We start from the raw sequence: 21,707 nt of genomic DNA on the forward strand, positions 1-21,707 counted from the left end.
GCTATTGGCCGGCGACCTCTGCCAGCGTTTTCATCATCAGCATCACCGAGGTGGCGCCCGGATCCTGGTGGCCGATGCTGCGTTCACCCAGGTAACTGGCGCGCCCTTTGCGCGCCTGCAGGGTGATGGTGCTTTCCACCGCCTGTTCGGCGCGCTCTGCGGCCCGCTGCAGCGCTTCCGGCACGCTGAGCCGCTGCTGGGCGGACTGGCCGAGGCTTTCCACCACCGGCCACCAGACGTCGCACATGGTCTTGTCGCCCGGCTCGGCCTTGCCGCGCATCACCACGCCTTCGACGCCCTCCTGCATCATCTGATGCAGCTCCGCCAGATCCAGGCTCTGCTTGGCGTTCGCCGCCTGCGCTGCGCGGATAAAAAAGGTGCCGAACAGCGGGCCGCTGGCGCCGCCCACGCTGGACAACAGCGTCATGCCGGTGTTTTTCAGGATAAAACCGATATCCTTGTCGGCGACCGACGGCAGCTTCTCCACCACTTTGTTGAAGCCACGATTCATGTTCAAGCCGTGATCGGCGTCGCCGATTTCGGTGTCCAGCCGAGTCAGGAAATCACGCTGCCGGGTAAACACTTCGCCGCAGCGCTGCAGCCAGTCGACCACCTGTTGTTTGGTTAACGCCATAACGCCTCCTCAGCAACCCCAACGCAGCGCGGGCGTTTTCACCGGCGCATCCCACAAAGACAACAGCTCGTCATCCACTTTCAGCAGCGTGATGGACACGCCCTGCATGTCCAGCGAGGTGCAGTAAGACCCCACCAGCTTGCGTTCGACGAGAATGCCCGCCTCGGCGCAGCGCTCCGCCAAACGGTGGTACACGCCGTACAGCTCGGACAGCGGCGTGGCCCCCAGGTTGTTCACCAGCGCGATAACCCGGTCGCCACGCGTCAGCGGCTGCTTGGTCTGGGCTTCATCACGCCATTCGCCCTGTTGGCGATCCCAGACGCGAATGGTGCGCTGGTAGTGGCCGTGGTCGATCAGAGTATGGAACATGTCGTCCACCGCCGCGTTGAGGGTGGTGAACGGGCGCCGCGCAATGCCCGGCTCGCCGTGAATGCCGACGCCGAATTCCATCTCGTTCTCCGCCAGGGTAAACGACGGCTTGCCGGCCGCCGGCACCGTGCAGGCGCCCAGCGCAATGCCAATCGAATGGCCGTGATTGTTGATGCTGTGGCCCAGCGTCACCAGGCTGTCCAGATCGTCGCCGCGCACGGCGGCGGCACCCAGCAGCTTTTCCATCAGCACGGTATTCGCCACCCCGCGCCGCCCGGCGGTGAACAGGCTGTCCTTGACCGCCACATCGTCGTCCACCAGCACCGTGGCCACCTGCACCCCGCTGTCGTGCAAGAGTTCGGTGGCGGTTTCAAAGTTCAGTACGTCGCCGGTGTAGTTTTTGATCAGCAACAGCACCCCGGCGCCGCCGTCGATCGCCTGGCCGCACTCATACATTTTGTCCGGCGTCGGCGAGGTGAAAATCTCCCCCGGGCAGGCGCCGTCGAGCATGCCTTCGCCAACGAACCCGCAGTGCATCGGTTCATGGCCGCTGCCGCCACCGGACAGGAGTGCCACCTTGCCCGCCACCGGCGCATCGGCGCGGGTGACAAACACCGGCTCCTGATGCACCAGCAGCTCGGGGTGCGCCTCGGCCAGCCCCTGCAGCTGCTCATCCAGCACCGACTCAACCTGATTGATCAGTTTCTTCACGGTTAGTTCCTCGTTAGGCCAAGGGGCGCAACGCGCCGGGCCGTGGCCGGGTTGTATCAGATTTGACTATAAGCCCTGAAGGCGGCCTGGCGAGCCGTGCCGTTTTCGTTCCATTATGGAACCTGATTATGCTGCGAACGTTTCATAATGAAACTGCGGCGGCGGTTTTTTCGCCGTGAAAGCGAACTGGCGCACAACCTAACGTATAGCTGCGTAAAGAGTGGATTCTACGGGTGTTTCAGCTTTAATTTTGACCATGTTTCCCCTATCCTTAGCGCCACTACTGGGAAAGGGCGAAAACAGCCCGCAGATGGGATTGATAACGATGAAACGGACAAAAAACATCAACCAAGAGACGTTCCGCAAATCCTGGCGCAGCTATCGCGTAGCGCCCGTGGCCTTGGCGATCGGCGCCGCCTTTATGCTGGCCGGCTGCGAGAAGAGCGACGAAACCGTCTCCATGTATCAGAATGCCGACGACTGCTCGCGTTCGAATCCTTCGATGAGCGAACAGTGCACCACCGCCTACAACAACGCGCTGAAAGAAGCCGAAAAAACCGCGCCTAAATACGCCACCCGCGAAGACTGCGTCGCCGAGTTCGGCGAAGCGCAGTGCACCCAAACGCCTGCCCCGGCGCAGGCGGGCATGGCGGCGGAATCGCAAAGCAGCGGCAGCTTCTGGATGCCGCTGATGGCCGGCTACATGATGGGCCGCATGATGGGCGGCTCCGGCTTTGCCCAGCAGCCGCTGTTCACCTCCAAAAACGCCGCCAGCCCGGCTAACGGCAAGTTCGTCGACGCCAGCGGTAAAAGCTACGGCCCGGCCACCGCCGGCGGCCGCACCATGACGGTACCGAAAACCGCCATGGCGCCAAAGCCTGCGGTCACCAACACCGTAACCCGCGGCGGCTTCGGTGAAACCGTAGCCAAGCAGACCAGCATGCAGCGCAGCAGCGCCACCTCCAACTCCAGCTCTCGCAGCATGGGCGGTTGATGCATGAAACGCGTTGCAATTGCCGAGCGCCCGGACTGGCGCGAAAAAGCCACTGAATTCGGCTTCAAATTCCACACCATGTACGGCGAACCCTACTGGTGTGAAGACGCCTATTACCAGTTCACGCTGGCGCAGATTGAAGAGATCGAAAGCGTTACCGCCGAACTGCACCAGATGTGTCTGCAGGTGGTGGAGAAAGTGGTCGCCAGCGACGAGCTGATGGCCAAGTTCTGCATCCCGAAACACACCTGGGAGTTCGTGCGCAGCTCCTGGCGCACCAACCAGCCTTCGCTGTATTCGCGCCTCGATCTGGCCTACGACGGCGTCAACCCGCCGAAGCTGCTGGAGAACAACGCCGATACGCCAACCTCACTGTACGAAGCGGCCTTTTTCCAATGGCTGTGGCTGGAAGACCAGATCAACGCCGGCAAGCTGGATCCGGAATCGGACCAGTACAACAGCCTGCAGGAGAAGCTGATCGAGCGCTTCGCCGAGCTAAAAGCGCAGCACGGCTTTGGCCTGCTGCACCTGGCCTGCTGCCAGGACAGCGAGGAAGATCGCGGCACCGTGCAATATCTGCAGGACTGCGCGCTGGAGGCCGGCCTGCCGACCGAGTTCCTGTTTATGGAAGAGATTGGCCTCGGCGAAAAAGGCCAGTTCACCGATTTGCAGGATCAGGTGATCGGCAACCTGTTCAAGCTGTATCCGTGGGAGTTTATGCTGCGCGAGATGTTCTCGACCAAGCTGGAAGACGCCGGCGTGCGCTGGCTGGAGCCGGCCTGGAAAAGCATCATCTCCAACAAGGCGCTGCTGCCGCTGCTGTGGGAGATGTTCCCGAACCATCCGAACCTGTTGCCGGCCTACTTCGCGCAAGACGATCACCCGCAGCTGGATCATTACGTCACCAAACCGCTGTTCTCGCGCGAAGGTGCCAATATCCAGATTGTCGAAAACGGTCAGGAAGTGGCGCGCGTCGATGGCCCTTACGGTGAAGAAGGCATGATTGTGCAGCAGTTCCACGCGCTGCCGCAGTTTGAAGGCAGCTATACGCTGATCGGCAGCTGGCTTGTCAACGATCGGCCGTGCGGCATTGGCCTGCGTGAAGATCGTGAACTGATCACTCAGGATCTTTCGCGCTTCTATCCGCATACCATACTTGGCTAACTGCGGCTCTGAAAGTGAAAACGCCAGTCAAAGACTGGCGTTTTTTATTTAGCCTACCTGCACCGAGAGCATGCTTAACGCCCCCATTTCAATGCCGTCTATCGGCACGCTAATCGCTTCCCGGCCGTCCCAGCTACCGAGCACGTACAGCAGTGGCAGATAGTGTTCCGGCGTCGGGTTCGACAACCCCGCCCCGTCATGTTGCATAAAATTCACCAGCGGGTGTTGGTCACCCTGGTAAGTCAGGTTATCACGCACAAAACGGTTGAAAGACTCCGCCCAGGGATAGGGGCTGGTATCGCCCTGCCACTTCACCATGCGCAGGTTGTGCACCACATTGCCGCTGGCGACTATCATCACCCCCTGCTCGCGCAGCGCGGCCAGCTTACGGCCCAGCTCATAGTGGTAAGCCGCCGGTTGGGTGCCGTCGATGCTCAACTGCACCACCGGAATATCCGCGTCGGGATACATTTTGATCAACACCCCCCAGGTGCCGTGATCCAGACCCCACTCGCTGAGATCCGCAGTCACCTTCGCCGGCGTCAATAGCTGCTGCAGCTGCGCCGCCAGTGCCGGCGAACCCGGCGCCGGGTATTGCGTGTCAAACAGCGCCTGCGGGAAACCGCCGAAATCGTGGATCGTCTTCGGTTTCTCCATCGCCGTCACTGCGGTGCCGCGGGTGTACCAGTGGGCGGAAACCGCCACTATCGCCTTCGGACGCGGCAATGACTCACCCAACGCACGCCATGCCTGGGTGTAGCGATTTTCTTCCAGCACGTTCATCGGGCTGCCGTGGCCGAGAAAAAGTGCAGGCATACGAGAGGTGTTCATAGCGTTTCCTTGGTTAATCATCTGCGTTATGGCGATTAGATTACGCCCTTTGCCACGCCGACACAGCCGGATAACGGTGATGATGATATTCAATAAATTTGAATGGTTAACATCAGGCGAGCGCTGGGTGGGAAATACTTCGAACACATTCCATAACCTTTATGAATATCAAAGTATTACTGCCACCCAAGTCTGATTTATGAACAATTTGCGTATTCTTTTTGAACGCAAAACATACAATGGACGTCGCTGCCGGCGGCATTCGGCAACATGGGAAATACAGCATAACCAAGGAGGAATATATGTTCAGATCCACTCTGGCTCTCTCAATCTCCCTGCTTATCGCCTGGACGGCAACCGCAAACGCAGAGGAAGAAGCCCAGCTGGTGCAGCGGGACGATCCTTATTTCACCCAGGCGCAGGAACAGCTGCAGCGCATACTGGCGCAGCAAATAAATACCCGTCAGGCAAAAAACGTCATCCTGGTGGTCGGTGACGGCATGGGTTTTTCAACCGTTACCGCCGCACGCATTTTTGAAGGGCAGCAGCGCGGCGTTGACGGCGAATCCAACGTGCTGGCGTGGGAGGCCTTCCCCTATCTGGCGGCCGCCAAAACCTACTCCGCCAACGCCCAGATCACCGACTCCGCGCCAAGCGCGGTGGCGATGACCACCGGCGTTAAAACCATCAATGACCTGATGGGGCTGGACCATACCGCAACCCTCAACAGCTGCGAGGACCAAAAAACCAAAGCGGTGACCACCCTGTGGGAAATGGCCGCTACGCTGGGGATGTCTACCGGTGCGATCACCACCGCCACCGTCACCCATGCCACCCCGGGCGCCACCTACGCGCATATCGCCAACCGCGACTGGGAATCCGATGCCAAAATGCCTGCAGACGCCCTGGCGGCCGGCTGCCGCGATATCGCCAGCCAACTGGTGGAAATGAAATATGGCAACGGCCTCAACGTCGCTATGGGCGGCGGACGCGCCAACTTCCTCCCCGACAGCGCAATCGACCCTGAATATCCCGACAAACGCGGGGCCAGAAAGGATGGCCGGGATCTGACGCAGGCCTGGCTTAAACGCTATGGCGCACGCGGCAGCTATGTGTGGAATCTGGCGCAGTTCGATAAGCTCGATCCCGCCAATGTCGATCATGTGCTGGCGCTGTTTGAACCTTCGCACATGAATTTCGAGCACGACCGGCGACAGGATGCGGCGGGTGAGCCCTCGCTGGCGGAAATGGCCGGCAAGGCCATCGATATACTGAGCAAGAACCCCGAGGGCTACCTGCTGCTGGTTGAAGGCGGGCGCATCGATCACGGCAGCCACAACGGCAACGCCTACCGCACCCTGACGGACGCCGTCGCGCTTAACGAGGCGGTGAAGACCATCATCAGCAAGGTCAACGTGGACGATACGCTGGTCATTGTGACCGGCGATCACAGCCATACGCTGACCATTGCCGGCTACGCCAAACGCGGCAATCCGATCCTCGGCATTTCGCTGGGCGTTGACGGTAAACCCATGCTGGGCAGCGACGGCAAACCTTACACCACCCTCGGCTTCGCCAACGGCCCCGGCGGCGCCATCCCGCTGACGGAACGCCCGATGCTTACCATGGAGCAGGCCACCGCGCCCGACTTTATCCAGCCGGCGCTGGTGCCGATGAAAAGCGAAACCCACGGCGGTGAAGATCTCGGCATCTATGCCATCGGCCCCTGGGCGCATCTGTTCCAGGGCACGGTCGAAGAAAACTACAGCTTCCACGTGATGAATTACGCCAGCCGCATCGGCGAGCGGCTGTCAAAACGGTAATACCCTCTGCTCTGACGCATAAAAAAAGCCGCATAACGCGGCTTTTTTTATCGTCGAAAGCTCAGGCTGGATCAGCTGGCTTTCTGCTCATGGGCCTGACGGTAGGCCACCAGATCCTCGATGGTCAGCACCACCATGTCGTGCTGTTTGGCGAATGCGATCACTTCCGGCGCATGCGCCATGCTGCCGTCATCGTTGGTCAGTTCGCACAGCACGCCGGCAGGTTTGAAACCGGCCATCGCCACCAGATCGATAGTCGCTTCGGTATGGCCGCGGCGGCTCAGCACGCCGCCCGGCTGCGCACGCAGCGGGAACACGTGGCCAGGGCGGTTCAAATCGCTCGGCTTGGCGTTGTCGGCCACCGCCGCGCGGATGGTGGTCAGGCGGTCGGAAGCGGAAACCCCGGTAGTCACGCCCTGCGCCGCTTCGATGGTGACGGTGAAGGCGGTCTGGAACTGGCTGGAGTTGTTGGTCACCATCATCGGCAGCTCGAGCTGCTGACGGCGTTCTTCGGTGATACACAGGCACACGATACCGCTGCCGTGGCGAATGGTCAGCGCCATTTGCTCTACGGTCATGGTTTCTGCGGCGAAGATCATATCACCTTCGTTTTCACGGTTTTCGTCATCGAGCACCATTACGCCGCGCCCGTTGCGCAGTGCATCAAGAGCGCGTTCAACGCGTTCCGTCGGCGTGCCGAAATCTGAAAGTAGCGTCTGATTCATGGTAAAAAACCTCATTAGAAAATTATGGATTACCAGAACCAGGGCGATCTTGAGGAGTAGCTAGCAATAGCTAAAAAAATAACGCAAGCGGGCGCAAACCCGGCAGATACCGTTACTCTCTCCCATCCGGACTATAACCGTCGGCCCCGGAATTACACCGGATCTGCTGACCTCTAACCGGCCTTAACAGGCTGGCTGAGCGCTCGCGGGCTTTCACCGTAGAAGGTGATTTACCGCCGGTGGGGACTTGCACCCCGCCCTGAGAATAAGCAGATTGACTATAACGCTAATGGTTAAACAGGGCAATTGGCAAAAGCACAATTCAGCCACAGGCGGCGAATGCGGTTAATAGTTTATCCGGCGGGCAACTCGCATTACACTAAGCGACAGCTATTAAAAACTCTGAAAGGGATACGCCATGATTGACCCGAAAAAAATTGAACAGATCGCGCGCCAGGTTCATGAATCCATGCCTAAAGGCGTCCGTGAATTCGGGGAAGACGTTGAGAAAAAAATCCGTCAGGTGCTGCAATCGCAGCTGACCCGTCTGGACTTGGTCAACCGCGAAGAGTTCGACGTGCAGACTCAGGTGCTGTTGCGCACCCGCGAGAAGCTGGCGTTGCTGGAGCAGCGCATGGCCGAGCTGGAAGACAAGCTGAATACGGCGCCGGCCGCCAGGCAGGAAGACGAATAATTTTTACCAAGGGCGCGGCAACGCGCCCTTGTTGATAGGCCGGAGTTAACCGCGCCCGTCTTTGATGGCCTTGATGATGTTGGTGGTCGACAGGCCGTCTTCAAAGTTCAGTACTTTGACCTCGCCGCCGTTAGCCCACACCTCGGCGCTGCCGGCGATGTCTTCCGGCTTGTAATCACCGCCCTTCACCAGCAGATCCGGCAGGATATCGGCAATCAGGCGCTGCGGCGTATCTTCCTCGAACGGCACCACCCAATCGACCGCTTCCAGCGCGCCCAATACTATCATGCGGTTTTCCAGCGCGTTGACCGGGCGGGTTTCGCCCTTCAGACGCTTGGTGGAAGCGTCGCTGTTGACCGCCACGATCAGCCGATCGCCCAGCTTACGCGCATTGGCCAGATAGGAAACGTGGCCGGCATGCAGAATGTCGAAGATGCCGTTGGTCATCACCACCTTTTCACCGCGCTGGCGCGCCTGCGCCACGGCGGTTTTCAACTGGGCTTCGGTCATCACGCCAAAGCCGGTTTCGGCGCGGCCGCGCACCGCGTTCTCCAGTTCGATCGGCGAAACGGTCGACGTCCCCAGTTTACCGACCACCACGCCGGCAGCGGCGTTGGCCAGGAAGCAGGACTCTTCCAGGGTATTGCCTGCGGCCAGAGCGGCGGCCAGCACGCCTATCACGGTATCGCCGGCGCCGGTCACGTCGAACACTTCCTGCGCCTGAGTCGGCAGGTGCAGCGGCGCAATGCCCGGCTGCAGCAGCGTCATGCCGTGCTCGGAACGGGTCACCAGCAGCGCGGACAGCTCAAAATCCGCCACCAGCTTCATGCCGCGTTCCACCAGCTCGGCTTCATCCTTGCAGTGGCCTACCACCGCCTCGAATTCGGACAGGTTCGGCGTCAGCAGCGTAGCGCCGCGATAACGTTCAAAATCAGAGCCTTTCGGATCGATCAGCACCGGCACCTTGGCGGCACGCGCCAGCTGGATCATGCCCTGTACCTGGCTCAGCGCGCCCTTGGCGTAGTCGGAGAGCACCAGCGCGCCAATCTGCGGCAGCGCCTGCTGGATGCGCTCAAACATCGGCTGCGGATCGACATTGGAGAAACCTTCTTCGAAGTCGAGGCGGATCAGCTGCTGGTTGCGCGACAGCACGCGCAGCTTGGTGATGGTCGGATGGGTCGGCACCGAAACAAAGTCGCAGCGCACGTTAACTTCGTTCAGTTTGGCGCTCAGCGCCCGCGCCGCATCGTCGATGCCGGTCAGGCCCACCAGGCGGGAATTGGCGCCCAGCGCAGCAATGTTCATCGCCACGTTAGCCGCGCCGCCGGGACGCTCTTCGATGGTATCGACCTTGACTACCGGCACCGGGGCTTCCGGTGAAATACGGCTGGTCGGCCCATACCAATAGCGATCCAACATGACGTCGCCTACCACCAGTACACCGGCGCGGCGAAAATCAGGCAGCGTAACTTTCATCCGATAACTCCAAAAAAGAACAAAATTTTAGTGGCGCAGATATTACCACAGACCTCCGGAATACCTGCAAAACGTATTAGCCCAGCCATTTGCTCCAGCTGGCGCGCACCTGCTCGCGTTCGGCGGCGAACAGCCCGCCGCCAACCTTGCCGGAATGCTCCTGCAGCGCCAGATGATGGATCTCATCGCGCATGGTGACGTAGGCCTGGGTCAGCGCGCGCGCTTCTTCTTCCGGCATGATGTCGTAGTTGGCCATCAGCTCGAAGATGCGCACGTTATCCGACCAGCGCGTCAGGCGCGGTTCGGCGTTCGCATAGCCTAAGACCAGATATTGGGCGATAAATTCGATATCGGTGATACCGCCTTCATCGGCTTTGATATCAAACAGATCGCGCTGCTTGCTGCCCAGATGGTTGCGCATTTTCTCGCGCATCTCGCGCACTTCGCGCCGCAGCGTTTCCGGCTCGCGCGCTTTGCACAGGATTTCGCGGCGAATGGCGGCAAACTGCTGATGCAACGCCGGGTCGCCGTGCACGATGCGCGCGCGCACCAGAGCCTGATGTTCCCAGGTCCAGGCTTCGTTCTGCTGGTAATCGGCAAACGCCTCAACGGTGCTGACCAGCATGCCGGCGGCGCCGGAAGGCCGCAGGCGGGCATCCACTTCGTACAGAATGCCGGACGAAGTGCGAGTGCTGAACAGGTGCATCACCCGCTGGGCCAGGCGCAGATAGAACTGGCGGCCGTCGATGCTGCGTTCGCCGTCGGTCATCACCTCCGGCGGGCAATCCAGCAGAAACACCAGATCGAGGTCAGAACTGTAACCCAGCTCCCAGCCGCCCAGCTTGCCGTAGCCGATCACCGCAAAACCGCGCCCTTCGCGCTCCTGCAGGTGGGCAGGCTGGCCGTAGCGCGCTACCATGTCGCCCCAGGCCTGTTGCACCACCGCGTCGATGATCGCCTCCGCCAGATAAGTGAGGTGATCGCTTACTTTCATCACCGGCAGCGCCTCGGCGATATCCGCCGCGGCGATACGCAACTGCTGCGCCTGCTTGAACTGGCGCAGCGCCTCCAGCTTTTGCTCTTCGTCGTCTTCCGGCACCCGCAGCAGATACTGACGCAACTCGCTGCGATAGGCGTCCGGCGCCACCGGCTGGTACAGAGTGGCGGTATCCAACAGCTCGTCCAGCAGCAGCGGATAGCGCGACAGCTGGTTGGCGACCATCGGCGAGGCGGCGCACAGGCGAATCAAATGGCTGAGCGCCGCATGGTATTCCACCAGCAGTTCGAGGTAGGTGGTGCGGGTGACGATGCTCAACAACAACAGGGTCAGCCGCGACAGCGCCGTCGGCGCATCCTGGCGCGGGCACACCTCCGCCAGCAGGCGCGGCATCAGTTGATCCAGCACGTCGCGGCCGCGCGGGCCGATGGTGCGCTTGTCGACGTCGTGACGAAACTCGGCGATGCTGCGCAGCATCTGCCGCCGCGCCGCTTCGTCCAGGTGCGGCGTCAACGGTGCCAGTTCGTTTTCCTCCAGCGCATCCTGCCACAGGCTGTGATAGTGCTGGTAATCGGGATCTTCGCCTACATCGGGGGTATCGTCACCGATCAGGTCGTCAAATACCGCCCTCACCGCCTGCATATGCACCTCCAGCGCCGCCAGCAGCGCCGGCCAATCCGCCAGCCCCATGCCCTGAGCCAGACGCGCCTGATCGAGCGCATCCTGCGGCAGCGTCTGGGTTTGCTGATCGGCGATCGCCTGCAACAGGTTTTCCAATCGCCGCAGGAACAGATAGCTGGCGCTCAGCGCCTGCACCTGCCCGGCTTCCAGCAGCCCCAGCTTGCCCACCGCCTGTAGCGTCGGCAACAGCGAACGCCCCTGCAGCGCCGGTTCGCGCCCGCCGCGGATCAGCTGGAAGACCTGGGTGATGAACTCGATTTCCCGAATGCCGCCGGCGCCCAGCTTGATGTTGTCTTTCAGCCCGCGCCGCCGCACTTCACGCGCGATCATGCCCTTCATGTTGCGCAGCGACTGGATCACGCTGAAGTCGATATAGCGGCGGAACACGAATGGCCGCAGGGTCTTGCGCAGCTCCTGGCTGTAGGCGTCTTCCGAACCGCCCATCAGCCGCGCCTTCACCATGGCGTAGCGCTCCCAGTCGCGCCCCTGCTCCTGATAATAATCCTCCAGCGCGGCGAAGCTCATCACCAGCGGCCCGCTGTCGCCGAACGGGCGCAGGCGCATATCAACCCGGTAAACGAAACCGTCGATGGTCTGCTGATCCAGCGCCTTGATCAGCCGCTGGCCAAGCCGGGTAAAGAACTGCGCGTTGTCCAACTGGCGCCGGCCGCCCTGGGTTTGGCCGTTTTCCGGGTAAGCGAAGATCAGATCGATATCCGAGGAGAAATTCAGTTCGCCGCCGCCCAGCTTGCCCATGCCGAGGATCAGCAGCGGCTGCGGTTCACCCTGCGCGTTGCACGGCGTGCCCCATTCTCGGCAGCAAGTCTGATACAGCCAGTCGCGCGCGCTGACGATCAGCGTTTCCGCCAACCCGCTCAGCTGCAGCAGCGTTTCTTCGGTGGTGCACTGGCCCAGCGCCTGCGACCAGGCGATTCGCACCAGCGTCTCGCGGCGGAACAGCCGCAGCGCGCGCATCAACCCGGCTTCGTCGCGCACCTCTTCCAAATCGTCCTGCAGCCAGGCGGCGTAATGCTGCCACTCGCCGGGTGCGGGCGGCTGCTCGCGCAGCGTCGCCAGCCACGCCGGCTGGCCGAGCAGCATGTCGCAGACGAAATCGCTCGACGCCAGCACCCACTGTTCCTGCTCGCTGAACGCGCAGTCTGCGCCATGAGCATCCCGAAAACGCTGCACAACCTGCTGTGCCTGAGCCTGTAACGCTGCTGAGAGTGGCAACATAGTGTATGACCCGTTCTGCGGCCTGGCAGGCCGGCTTGATTAACGAAGCGCGCCGTTTAACCAGAATGGCGCATGGGATAAGGCCTGCTTGCGGCTGGCTTCATACCAGCCCTGGCGGCGTTCGGCCAGCGCCAGCTGCAGCTCGCGCCAGCTGTCGATGTAAGGCCCGGTCTGCTCGTCGGGATAGGCTCCGGAGAGCAGGATAAACGCCGACACCTGGCGCGTCAGGCGCGGCAGCTGTTCCTGGTATTCATCTTCATTCAGCGTGCGGTTGAAGGCCTCTTTCAGCTCGGCGGCGCTGCGCCCCAGCATGATGTCGCAAAAACGTTTGAAGGAACCGTCCAGCTTGGCCTGCGCCTTGGCGTCGACGAACGGGCGCCAAGCGCCGGTCACCAGCCAAGATGTGAGCGCCAACTTACACTGCAGGTACTCTGCGCTGTAGCACAGCACCTGCGGCTGGGTGGTTTTGTCCACCAGCAGCGGCTCCAGCGCAGTGAGACGCGTGCGCAAATCGGCGCTGGCCTTGCGCGGCACCAGGCCGCCGAAAATGACCAACGCCTGGCGGATCAGCGCAATCGCCTCCATCACCGAGCGACGGGCCTGAGCGTCGCCGCGCAGCCACAGTTCTTCATGGTATTGCCAGTGGCTGAGCGCCAGTTCAAAGCTGGCGATCATGCCCTGCTCAACGCTGGACTTGGCCGCCGGCTTCAGTACGCCCAGCTGACGGCGCTCGCGCGCAACGTCGCCCTGCGCCAAATGATAGCCGCGCGCCGCCTTGCTCAGGCTGCCCTGGCGCAATCCGCCGTGCTCCGCCAACGCGTTGGCCAGCGCCAGCAGATCCTCAGTGTTGCCCTGCTTAAGCTCCAGTTCCACCTCGCACAGCGCCTCGCTCAACTCACCAGCGCGGACCTCGCCCTGATCGAGGCCAATCTCAATCTCGCTTTTACCGTAAGTGACCACCCACTTCTCACGCACGAAATCGGTGCGGAACAGCGGCTGCAGCGCCTGTTGCAGCGCGTTGAGATCGCACCCCTGCGGCCAGATATCCGCCGGGAACTGTTCCAGCGCCAATTCCGGCGCAGCGATGGCGACGTTGTACTCCGGCCGCTGATGCAGACCGCCCACCACTTTGCCGGCGGTTTTGATGGTCATTTCATAACTGTCGTCGAACCCGCGGATGCGCAGGCCCATATCCTGGCCACGCAGGAAATTGTCGGCGGTTTCGAAATAAATATTGGTCAGCTTCTGCGGTGCGGAATGCTGATTGGGCCAGGCCGCCAGCTGCTGCGGCAATGCGGCGACCGCTTCGGGAGTGGCGATAAATTTCAGTTCTATTTCAACGGTCATAAGTCTTTTACACCAATAGGTTACGCATTCACGTCTGGCTGCGCGGCACAGCCTTGGCCTGCCGCATGCCGCCCGATGACGCACGGTTGCCGTTATCTTACCGCGATTCCCGGCCCCTTAACCCTGCTAACTGCAGAAAAAACCTGTTACGTTATAAAACGCTGCGCAACTCACAGAATCTGCCACAGTAAGATAGTTCTCATTCCGGTTTTAGCGTTGCGTCGTCAGACTGAACGCTCTACTATCGTTCCATAAATTCACACAGAAACGATGAACTAATGCAGAAATTACGCCTAATTTGCCTTGCCGTGCTGAGCTTCAGCATCACTTGGGGCGCACATGCCGAAGATAAACGTTATATCTCCGATGAATTGAGCACTTACGTCCATAGCGGCCCAGGCAACCAGTACCGCATTGTCGGTACCCTGAACGCCGGTGAAGAAGTCACCCTGTTGAGCGTAAATGACGCGACCAATTACGGCCAGATCCGTGATCCTAAAGGCCGCACCACCTGGATCCCGCTCGATCAGCTGAGCCAAACGCCGAGCCTGCGCACCCGCGTGCCCGAGCTGGAACAGCAGGTGAAAACCCTGACTGACAAGCTGGCCAACATCGACAACAGCTGGAACCAGCGCACTGCGGAAATGCAGCAAAAAGTGGCGGGCAGCGACGGCACCATCAGCGGTCTGCAGCAGGAAAACCAGGATCTGAAAAACCAGCTGGTGGTCGCGCAGAAGAAGGTTAGCGCGGTCAATTTGCAGCTCGACGACAAGCAGCGCACCATTATCCTGCAGTGGTTCATGTACGGCGGTGGCGTGGCCGGCGTCGGCCTGCTGCTGGGGCTGTTGCTGCCGCACCTGATCCCGCGCCGCAAAAACAACAACCGCTGGATGAACTGATTGCCGTTTCGTTCAGTTTGAATTTGGGCGCCTGCGGGCGCCCTTTTTATTGGCGCCGACATCCCGCCGCCAATTGATGTAATCTGATAAGCAGAGCCCCAAGACAAATTCGGAGTTAACAGTGAAGATTTACCTGGTCGGCGGCGCCGTCCGCGACGGCCTGCTCGATATCCCGGTGTTCGACCGCGACTGGGTGGTGGTAGGCGCCACGCCGGCTGAGCTGCTGGCGATGGGTTATCAGCAGGTCGGTAAAGACTTCCCGGTCTTCCTCAATCCTGAAACCCACGAGGAATACGCGCTGGCCCGCACCGAGCGCAAATCCGGCCAAGGCTATACCGGTTTCACCTGCTACGCCGCGCCGGACGTTACCCTTGAAGAAGACCTGATGCGCCGCGATCTGACCATCAACGCTATTGCCCGCTCCGCCGACGGCGAGCTGATTGATCCCTACCATGGCGTGGCGGACCTGCAGGCACGCGTGCTGCGCCACGTTTCCGACGCCTTTGGCGAAGATCCGCTGCGTGTGCTGCGCGTGGCGCGTTTCGCCGCCCGCTTCGCCCATCTTGGATTCCGCATCGCGGAGGAAACCCTGGCGCTGATGCGCAATATGGCACACGGCGGCGAGCTGGCGGCGCTGACCGCCGAGCGGGTGTGGAAAGAAACCGAGAAGGCGCTGCAGAGCCAGAGCCCGCAGGTGTATTTCCAGGCGCTGCGCGACTGCGACGCCCTGGCGGTGCTGTTTCCGGAGATCGACGCCCTGTTCGGCGTGCCTGCGCCGGCCAAGTGGCACCCAGAGATCGACACCGGCGTCCACACGCTGATGACGCTGGCGATCGCGGCGCAGCTCAGCCCGGAGGTGGACGTGCGCTTCTCCGCGCTGTGTCACGATCTCGGCAAGGGGCTGACGCCGAAAGAGTTCTGGCCGCACCATCACGGCCACGGCCCGGCCGGGGTTCGGCTGGTCGAGGCATTGTGCCAGCGCCTGCGGGTGCCCAACCCGGTGCGCGATCTGGCCAGGCTGGTGGCTGAATATCATGACCTGATCCATACGGTAAACAAGCTGCGGCCGGAAACCCTGCTGAAGCTGTTCGATGCCGTGGACGTATGGCGTAAGCCACAGCGGCTGGAGCAAATGATCCTGACCAGCGAAGCGGACGCGCGCGGCCGCACCGGCTTCGAGAATAATCCGTATCCGCAGGGCGACTATTTACGCCAGGCCTACCAGGTGGCCAATGCGGTGTCGATTAAAGAGGTGGTGGCCAGCGGGCTGCAGGGCCTGGCGATCCGCGACGAGCTCAAACGCCGTCGCCAACAGGCGCTGGCCGACTGGAAGCTCACTCAGGATATTCTGCCGGAACAGGCATAAAAAAACCCCGCAATGCGGGGTTTTTTATTAGCATCGCCGCTTACATGAAGACCATATAAACCACGGCGGCAACGATAAAGCGGTAGATGGCGAAGGGCACAAACGAGATGCGTTTGATCAGCGACAAGAAGGTCTTGATCGCAATCAGCGCCACCACGAAGGCGGTGACGAAACCGACGGCGAACATCGGCAAGTCACCCATCGTCAGGAAATGCAGGCTCTTGTACAAATCCAGGCCGCTGGCGCCGATCATCATCGGCACCGCCAGAATGAAGGAAAACTCAGAGGCCGCGTAACGGTTCACGCCCACCAGCATGCCGCCGGCGATGGTGGAGCCAGAACGGGAGAAGCCCGGCCACAGCGCCAGACACTGGAAGCAGCCAATCATGAACGCCTGGCGGTAGGTAATGTCATCCAGCCCTTCCGCGCTCGGCTTTTTCGGCTTCAGCCATTCCGCCGCCAGCAGCAGCAGGCCGCCAACCACCAATGCGTACATCACGTTTTTCGGCGCGAACAGCGATTTGATGAAATCGTGGAACGCCAGCCCCAACACTACCGCCGGGATCATCGCCAGCAGAATGTGGCCCAGCTTCAGTTGGCCTGAAGTTTTACCTTCGTGCTCAACAGGTTTACCGCCAAAATGAATGCCGATCAGGCCGAACAGGCGGCGCCAGAACATCACCACCACCGCCAGAATCGACCCCAGCTGAATGATAACCTCAAAGGTTTTGGCCTTGTCGCCGGTAAAGCCCAGCCACTCGCCCACAATGATCATGTGCCCGGTGGAAGACACCGGCAAAAACTCCGTTAACCCTTCAACCACCCCAAGAACAAACGCGATAAACAGTGAATGCATGTCCGCCATGTGCTTCGATCACCCCATAAATTTACGGCTATAAACATAAAAAAGCGGCAGTGCTCAATACAATGCCGCTAAAACAACTCTCAGGTTAAGACCAGGTTAACGGCCTTTCGTTGCATGCAGATGACATAAAAATCACGCAGGACGGGTGCCGCGTTCAATGATGACGCCGACCCGATTGGCATGTGCTACAGCGCCCGGTTTGCTGACCTTAATACGGACCCAGGGGGAATTGAAGCGCTGGAGCAAAATTTCGGATATTTCCTCCGCCACGCGCTCCACCAGCGCGAAGCGGTTTGGTTCGACGTGCTGGATGATGGCTTCACTGATGTCGGCGTAGCTCAGGCAGTCGTTGACGTCGTCGCTGGCGGCGGCTTTGCGGTTATCCCAGCCCATTTCGATATCGAACACCAGCTTCTGACGAATGCTTTGTTCCCAATCATAAACGCCAATGGTGGTAATTACGGTAAGCTCTTCAATAAATACGATATCCATCACGTCATTCTCTGTTTTTGGCCTTGCCGGATACCACTTCCAGCGGAATATGCGTATTATCCATAGATGTTGCAAGTAAAACGACCATTATTAAACGGAACCGCGTTATGAGTGCTACCGCGCTTGGCATGATTATCTTCGCGTATCTGTGTGGCTCAATTTCCAGCGCGATCCTGGTTTGCCGGATCGCCAGGCTGCCCGATCCGCGTGAACATGGCTCAGGGAATCCAGGAGCGACCAACGTCCTGCGCATCGGCGGCCGCCTGGCGGCGGCGGCGGTGCTGGTATTCGATATCCTGAAAGGAATGCTGCCGGTCTGGCTGGCCTATAAGCTGGAGGTGCCGCCGCTGTATCTGGGCCTGACGGCGATCGCCGCCTGCCTGGGGCATATCTACCCGGTGTTCTTCCACTTCCGCGGCGGCAAGGGCGTGGCGACGGCCTTCGGCGCCATCGCGCCTATCGGCTGGGATCTGACCGGCCTGATGACCGGCACCTGGCTGCTGACGGTGCTGCTCAGCGGTTATTCTTCACTGGGCGCCATCGTCAGCGCGCTGATCGCCCCGTTCTACGTTTGGTGGTTCAAACCGCAGTTCACCTTCCCGGTAGCGATGCTCTCCTGCCTGATCCTGATGCGGCATCACGATAATATCCAGCGCCTGTGGCGCGGCCAGGAAGGAAAAATCTGGGGCAAGTTCCGCAAGAAGAAAGCCGACGCGGCCGAAGCGGAAGAAGAGAAGAAAGAACCCTGAAAGAAAGGCCGGAAATCCCCGGCCTTTTCTTTATCTGCTATCTGTGAATACGCACAGCCATTCCGCTTATACCGCAGGCAGCTCCGCCAACGGCCAGCGCGGCCGCACCGAAACGCTCAGCTCGGGGTTGGCGCCGCTTTGCAGCCGCACCAGGCCGGCATAGGCAATCATCGCGCCGTTGTCGGTACAGAATTCCGGGCGGGCATAGAACACTTCCCCGCCGCGCTTATGCATCATCTCCGCCAGCTTGGCGCGCAGCGTGCGGTTGGCGCTGACGCCGCCCGCCATTACCAGCCGTTTGAAGCCGGTTTGCTCCAGTGCGCGCTTGCACTTGATCGCCAGCGTATCCACCACCGCATCTTCAAATGCGCGGGCGATGTCGGCGCGGGTTTGATCGTCGTCGCCGTTGGAACGAATGGTGTTGGCCGCGAAGGTTTTCAGGCCGGAGAAGCTGAAATCCAGCCCCGGGCGATCGGTCATCGGCCGCGGGAAGGTAAAGCGCCCCGCCATTCCTTGCTGCGCCATCTTCGACAGCATCGGCCCGCCGGGGTAATCCAGCCCGAGCAGCTTGGCGGTTTTATCGAAGGCTTCGCCGGCGGCGTCGTCGATCGATTCGCCCAGCAGTTCGTACTCACCGATGCCGGTGACGCTGATCAACTGGGTATGGCCGCCGGAAACCAGCAGCGCGACAAACGGGAACGCCGGCGGGTTGTCTTCCAGCATCGGCGCCAGCAGGTGGCCTTCCATATGGTGCACCGGCACCGCCGGCACGTTCCAGGCGAACGCCAGCGCGCGGCCGACGGTAGCGCCGACCAGCAGTGCCCCCACCAGACCCGGCCCGGCGGTATAGGCCACGCCGTCGATATCGGCTGCGGTCAGGTTGGCTTCTTTTAACGCGGCCTGGATCAGCGGCACGGTTTTGCGCACGTGATCGCGGGAGGCCAGTTCCGGCACCACGCCGCCGTAGTCGGCATGCAGCTTCACCTGGCTGTATAATTGGTTGGCCAATAAACCGGCTTGATCGTCATACACTGCAATTCCGGTTTCATCGCAGGAAGTTTCTATACCCAGTACTCGCATTACATTTCCCATCATTCACGTGCGGCCGCCAGTTTATCACAATCGGCGCCATTTACCGCCAGCGCCGCGCACCTTGTCGCCACCTCGCCGCTATGTCGATGATTCCTGCGGTAAATGCCGGTTTGATTAAAAACGAGCATTTTTTTCTGATTAGTCTATAATCAGCGCCCGATGCAAAATTGCGCACGTTTTACCAGGGCGGCGCAGGTTTCAATTTGCTGTGGTGCTTTACAAAGCAGCATCCGTTGAAGTAAAATTCCGCACCATTTTGAAAAGGCTGGCGCTTGGCCAGCAGCAAACCGAATTTTATTGAGGTGAGAGGCACATGCCGGTAATTAAAGTACGTGAAAACGAGCCATTTGACGTTGCTCTGCGTCGTTTCAAACGCTCTTGCGAGAAAGCAGGCGTTTTAGCTGAAGTTCGTCGTCGTGAGTTCTATGAAAAACCGACTACCGAACGTAAACGCGCTAAAGCTTCCGCTGTGAAACGTCACGCGAAGAAACTGGCTCGCGAAAACGCACGCCGCACTCGTCTGTATTAATTCTTCGGGGGCAACCCCACCGCGTGAATTTCTGATTTTAAAAATCGCGCAGACTGAGTAGTTGCATACGAAGGCCGTGCTTTCCGAAAGGAATGCGCGGCTTGTTCTCGTTTATAGGCTAATGAAGTAAGGGCTTATGGCTGGACGAATTCCGCGCGTATTTATCAATGACTTGCTGGCTCGCACCGACATCGTCGATTTGATCGACGCCCGCGTGAAGCTCAAGAAGCAGGGCAAGAACTACCACGCGTGCTGTCCGTTCCACCACGAAAAGACGCCTTCATTTACCGTTAATGGCGACAAGCAGTTTTACCACTGTTTTGGTTGTGGCGCGCACGGCAACGCCGTCGACTTTTTGATGAATTACGACAGGCTCGAGTTTGTCGAAACCATCGAAGAGCTGGCGACCATGCACGGGCTGGAAGTGCCTTACGAGGCAGGCACCGGGCCGACCCAGATCGAACGTCATCAGCGCCAAAGCCTGTACCAACTGATGGAACAGCTCAGCGCGTTCTATCAACAGTCACTGCATCAATCTTCCGGCACGCCGGCGCGCAATTATTTGCAACAGCGCGGGTTGAGTGACGACGTTATCCGCCATTTCGCCATCGGCTTCGCGCCGGCGGGGTGGGATAACGCGCTGAAGCGTTTTGGGCGCGACGCCGACTCACGCCAGGCATTGAACGATGCCGGCATGCTGGTGACTAACGATCAAGGACGCACGTACGATCGTTTCCGTGAACGCGTGATGTTCCCTATCCGCGACAAACGCGGGCGAGTGATCGCCTTTGGCGGGCGCGTGCTGGGTGACGGCATGCCGAAATACCTGAACTCGCCGGAAACCGAAGTATTCCACAAGGGCCGTCAATTGTACGGCCTGTATGAAGCACAACAGAACCACCCTACCCCGCAGCGGTTGCTGGTAGTGGAAGGTTATATGGACGTGGTGGCGCTGGCGCAATACGGTATCGATTATGCCGTCGCCTCGCTCGGAACCTCAACGACGGCTGAACATATTCAGCTGCTGTTCCGCGCCACCGACAACGTGGTCTGTTGTTATGACGGCGACCGGGCCGGCCGTGAAGCCGCCTGGCGCGCGCTGGAAACTGCGCTGCCCTACCTGAACGACGGGCGCCAGCTGCGGTTCATGTTTTTGCCCGATGGCGAAGACCCGGACACGCTGGTGCGCAAAGAAGGCAAAGAGGCGTTCGAACAACGAATGGAGCAGGCGCAGCCGCTTTCCACTTTCCTGTTCGAAACCCTGATGCCGCAGGTGGATCTGAGCAGCCCGGACGGGCGCGCCAAGCTGAGCACGCTGGCGCTGCCGCTGATTACTCAGGTGCCGGGCGAAACGTTGCGCTTGTATCTGCGCCAACAGCTCGGCAGCAAGCTGGGGTTGCTGGACGACAGCCAGCTCGACAAGCTGATGCCCAAGCAGGCTGAAAATGCGAATACCTATCAGGCGCCCCAGCTAAAACGCACAACCATGCGTATACTGATAGGGTTACTGGTGCAAAATCCGCAATTGGCTACACTTATCCCTTCGCTGGAGGGATTGGAGCAAACCAAGCAGGCGGGGTTGCCGCTGTTCGTCGAACTGGTGCAGACCTGTCTGGCGCAGCCGGGGTTGAGCACCGGGCAGTTGCTGGAGCTGTATCGCGACGACAAATTCAGCCAGCAGCTTGAAACCCTGGCGTCATGGAACCATATGATCGTTGAGGACATGGTCGAACAGACCTTTTTGGATACGTTGGCCAGCCTGTATGACTCGGTGCTCGAGCAGCGGCTGGAAACGCTGATCGCGCAGGCCAGGACGCACGGCCTAAGCCCGGAAGAACGTGAAGAAGTCCGTTCGCTCAACCAGGTTTTAGCGAAGAAAAACTGAATTTAGCCAGCATGGCTCAGGTTGCGGGCAGCCAACGCGCCTGAGGCATGAAGAATAAAGAATACAACGGCTTAAGTGCCGATAAATGCGAGGGCAGAGCCCTGCAATATGCCGCCACAGTGGGCCGCGGCAACAACAAAAACGCCCC

19 protein-coding genes and 1 riboswitch are annotated in these 21,707 nt (G+C 60.1%); of the genes, 9 read left to right on the forward strand and 10 right to left on the reverse strand.

What is annotated here, in order from left to right:
* Position 1 precedes the first annotated feature (1 nt).
* Positions 2 to 634 (reverse strand): dihydroxyacetone kinase subunit DhaL, encoded by a 633-nt coding sequence (gene dhaL, locus KHA73_RS20650; RefSeq protein ID WP_234586370.1) that lies wholly within the window; start codon positions 632 to 634, stop codon positions 2 to 4.
* A gap of 9 nt (positions 635 to 643) precedes the next feature.
* A complete protein-coding gene (dhaK, locus tag KHA73_RS20655; protein WP_234586371.1) occupies positions 644 to 1,714 on the reverse strand; it encodes a dihydroxyacetone kinase subunit DhaK in 1,071 nt (356 codons plus the stop codon).
* 325 nt (positions 1,715 to 2,039) lie between these two features.
* Between dhaK and KHA73_RS20660 the strand changes: the two genes are divergently transcribed.
* Both KHA73_RS20660 and KHA73_RS20665 read left to right on the forward strand, forming a co-directional pair.
* A complete protein-coding gene (locus tag KHA73_RS20660) occupies positions 2,040 to 2,708 on the forward strand; it encodes a DUF1190 family protein (RefSeq protein WP_234586372.1) in 669 nt (222 codons plus the stop codon).
* Positions 2,709 to 2,711: 3 nt separating this feature from the next.
* Positions 2,712 to 3,872, forward strand: coding sequence for a glutathionylspermidine synthase family protein (locus KHA73_RS20665; protein WP_234586373.1), 1,161 nt, complete (start codon positions 2,712 to 2,714; stop codon positions 3,870 to 3,872).
* Between the two features lie 48 nt (positions 3,873 to 3,920).
* On the opposite strand, the gene ygiD is transcribed toward KHA73_RS20665, so the two are convergent.
* A complete protein-coding gene (gene ygiD, locus KHA73_RS20670) occupies positions 3,921 to 4,703 on the reverse strand; it encodes a 4,5-DOPA-extradiol-dioxygenase (RefSeq protein ID WP_234586374.1) in 783 nt (260 codons plus the stop codon).
* A gap of 302 nt (positions 4,704 to 5,005) precedes the next feature.
* Here ygiD and KHA73_RS20675 point away from each other — a divergent pair, with 302 nt between their 5' ends.
* Positions 5,006 to 6,526 carry an alkaline phosphatase gene (locus tag KHA73_RS20675; protein WP_234586375.1) on the forward strand — a complete coding sequence of 507 codons (1,521 nt, stop codon included), beginning with the start codon at positions 5,006 to 5,008 and terminating at the stop codon, positions 6,524 to 6,526.
* Between the two features lie 71 nt (positions 6,527 to 6,597).
* On the opposite strand, the gene ribB is transcribed toward KHA73_RS20675, so the two are convergent.
* Complete coding sequence (gene ribB, locus KHA73_RS20680; protein WP_234586376.1) at positions 6,598 to 7,251, reverse strand: 3,4-dihydroxy-2-butanone-4-phosphate synthase; 654 nt, start codon at positions 7,249 to 7,251, stop codon at positions 6,598 to 6,600.
* Between the two features lie 110 nt (positions 7,252 to 7,361).
* Positions 7,362 to 7,522: riboswitch (FMN riboswitch) on the reverse strand.
* A gap of 147 nt (positions 7,523 to 7,669) precedes the next feature.
* On the opposite strand from ribB, the gene ubiK reads away from it, so the two are divergent.
* Positions 7,670 to 7,945, forward strand: coding sequence for a ubiquinone biosynthesis accessory factor UbiK (gene ubiK, locus KHA73_RS20685; RefSeq protein ID WP_234586378.1), 276 nt, complete (start codon positions 7,670 to 7,672; stop codon positions 7,943 to 7,945).
* Between the two features lie 45 nt (positions 7,946 to 7,990).
* On the opposite strand, the gene hldE is transcribed toward ubiK, so the two are convergent.
* The 3 genes from hldE to KHA73_RS20700 all read right to left on the reverse strand — a co-directional run bounded on the left by hldE (position 7,991) and on the right by KHA73_RS20700 (position 13,682).
* A complete protein-coding gene (gene hldE / locus KHA73_RS20690; RefSeq protein WP_234586379.1) occupies positions 7,991 to 9,421 on the reverse strand; it encodes a bifunctional D-glycero-beta-D-manno-heptose-7-phosphate kinase/D-glycero-beta-D-manno-heptose 1-phosphate adenylyltransferase HldE in 1,431 nt (476 codons plus the stop codon).
* A gap of 76 nt (positions 9,422 to 9,497) precedes the next feature.
* Positions 9,498 to 12,335 (reverse strand): bifunctional [glutamate--ammonia ligase]-adenylyl-L-tyrosine phosphorylase/[glutamate--ammonia-ligase] adenylyltransferase, encoded by a 2,838-nt coding sequence (glnE, locus tag KHA73_RS20695; protein WP_234586381.1) that lies wholly within the window; start codon positions 12,333 to 12,335, stop codon positions 9,498 to 9,500.
* A gap of 39 nt (positions 12,336 to 12,374) precedes the next feature.
* Positions 12,375 to 13,682 (reverse strand): CYTH domain-containing protein, encoded by a 1,308-nt coding sequence (locus KHA73_RS20700; protein ID WP_234586383.1) that lies wholly within the window; start codon positions 13,680 to 13,682, stop codon positions 12,375 to 12,377.
* Positions 13,683 to 13,960: 278 nt separating this feature from the next.
* Between KHA73_RS20700 and KHA73_RS20705 the strand changes: the two genes are divergently transcribed.
* Complete coding sequence (locus KHA73_RS20705) at positions 13,961 to 14,581, forward strand: TIGR04211 family SH3 domain-containing protein (protein ID WP_234586384.1); 621 nt, start codon at positions 13,961 to 13,963, stop codon at positions 14,579 to 14,581.
* A 121-nt stretch (positions 14,582 to 14,702) separates the two neighbouring features.
* Entirely contained in the window at positions 14,703 to 15,947 is a 1,245-nt protein-coding gene (locus KHA73_RS20710) for a multifunctional CCA addition/repair protein (protein ID WP_234586385.1), read from the forward strand.
* 40 nt (positions 15,948 to 15,987) lie between these two features.
* Here the strand turns inward: KHA73_RS20710 and bacA are convergent, their stop codons facing one another.
* Positions 15,988 to 16,812, reverse strand: coding sequence for an undecaprenyl-diphosphate phosphatase (gene bacA / locus KHA73_RS20715; protein WP_234586386.1), 825 nt, complete (start codon positions 16,810 to 16,812; stop codon positions 15,988 to 15,990).
* 132 nt (positions 16,813 to 16,944) lie between these two features.
* On the reverse strand, positions 16,945 to 17,304 hold the full coding sequence (gene folB / locus KHA73_RS20720) for a bifunctional dihydroneopterin aldolase/7,8-dihydroneopterin epimerase (protein WP_234586387.1): 360 nt from the start codon (positions 17,302 to 17,304) through the stop codon (positions 16,945 to 16,947).
* A gap of 107 nt (positions 17,305 to 17,411) precedes the next feature.
* On the opposite strand from folB, the gene plsY reads away from it, so the two are divergent.
* Positions 17,412 to 18,053 carry a glycerol-3-phosphate 1-O-acyltransferase PlsY gene (gene plsY, locus KHA73_RS20725; protein ID WP_234586388.1) on the forward strand — a complete coding sequence of 214 codons (642 nt, stop codon included), beginning with the start codon at positions 17,412 to 17,414 and terminating at the stop codon, positions 18,051 to 18,053.
* 66 nt (positions 18,054 to 18,119) lie between these two features.
* On the opposite strand, the gene tsaD is transcribed toward plsY, so the two are convergent.
* Entirely contained in the window at positions 18,120 to 19,133 is a 1,014-nt protein-coding gene (tsaD, locus tag KHA73_RS20730; RefSeq protein ID WP_234586389.1) for a tRNA (adenosine(37)-N6)-threonylcarbamoyltransferase complex transferase subunit TsaD, read from the reverse strand.
* Between the two features lie 325 nt (positions 19,134 to 19,458).
* On the opposite strand from tsaD, the gene rpsU reads away from it, so the two are divergent.
* Complete coding sequence (gene rpsU / locus KHA73_RS20735) at positions 19,459 to 19,674, forward strand: 30S ribosomal protein S21 (protein WP_001144069.1); 216 nt, start codon at positions 19,459 to 19,461, stop codon at positions 19,672 to 19,674.
* Positions 19,675 to 19,810: 136 nt separating this feature from the next.
* A complete protein-coding gene (gene dnaG / locus KHA73_RS20740; RefSeq protein ID WP_234586390.1) occupies positions 19,811 to 21,559 on the forward strand; it encodes a DNA primase in 1,749 nt (582 codons plus the stop codon).
* Positions 21,560 to 21,707: the final 148 nt, after the last annotated feature.

The organism is Serratia entomophila, assembly GCF_021462285.1.
Lineage (GTDB): Bacteria > Pseudomonadota > Gammaproteobacteria > Enterobacterales > Enterobacteriaceae > Serratia > Serratia entomophila.